This window comes from Actinomycetospora sp., assembly GCF_055612215.1.
This window is the reverse complement of sequence record NZ_JBVPVA010000038.1, coordinates 1-1,000: the sequence shown is the minus strand read 5'-3', so window position 1 is coordinate 1,000 and position 1,000 is coordinate 1. Positions and strand designations below refer to the sequence as shown.

Sequence of the window (1,000 nt, the reverse complement as noted above, 5' to 3'; positions counted from 1 at the left end):
GGTCGCGGCCACCGCCTCGCGGGGGTCGACGCCCGGCGCCGGGACGACGAACGCCGTGATCGCCTGGCCCCAGCGGTCGTCGGGCAGCCCGGCCACGACCGCGTCGACGATCTCCGGACAGCGCACCAGCGCCGCCTCGATCTCGTCGGGGTAGACGTTCTCGCCGCCCGAGTTGATCATGTCGTCGACTCGGCCCGCCACCCACAGGTCGCCGTCCTCGTCGGCCACCGCGAGGTCGCCGGTGAAGTACCAGCCGTCCCGGACGGCCTTCGCGGTCGCGTCCGGGCGGCGCCAGTAGCCGGCGAACGCCTCGGGACTGGCCATCGACACGGCGACCTGGCCCTGCTCGCCGGCGTCGACGACGGCCTCGGGTCGGGCGTCGGGCGCGGGATCGACGAGGCGCACCCGGCTGAACACCCCGGCCCGTCCCGCGCACCCCGGCTTCGCCGCGACGTCCGGGCCGATCGAGAACGTGTAGATCTCCGTCGAGCCGAAGTGGTTGACGAACGACTCCGGTGCCACCGCCTCGACCAGCCGCTCCGCGAGCGCGGGCGCCATGGCCGCCCCGGCGTAGGCGAGCCGGCGGACCGACCGGAGCGAGGACAGCGAGGCCTCCCGCAGCAGCGTCCAGTACATCGTCGGGACCAGGTAGAGCGACGTGACGCCCTCGGCCGCCACCAGCTCGCCGGCCTCCCCGGCGTCGAAGCGCGCCTGCGGCACCCAGGTCCCCGCCGCGACGATCGTCGCGAGCAGCGTCCGCAACCCCATGGTGTGGAAGAGCGGCATGACGCCGAGGGTCACCTCGCCGGGCCGCCCGCCGGTCTGGACGAGGTGGGCGACGGCGGCCGCGTGCTCGGCCGCGTGCGTGCGGGGCACGCCCTTCGGGCGCCCCGTGGTCCCGGAGGTGTAGAGCATGACGCTCACGTCGTCCGGGCCGGGCGCACCGCCGGAGGGTTGCCAGTCGGGCGCGTCGGCGGCGACCCGCTCGAGGTCGCCGAGC

1 protein-coding gene is annotated in these 1,000 nt (G+C 75.7%); it reads right to left on the bottom strand.

All coding sequences use genetic code 11. The annotated features are described in order from the left end of the window. Positions 1–1,000 (bottom strand): class I adenylate-forming enzyme family protein (locus AC0CYZ_RS00840; protein WP_472211160.1); only part of this gene is annotated, 1,000 nt, incomplete at both ends.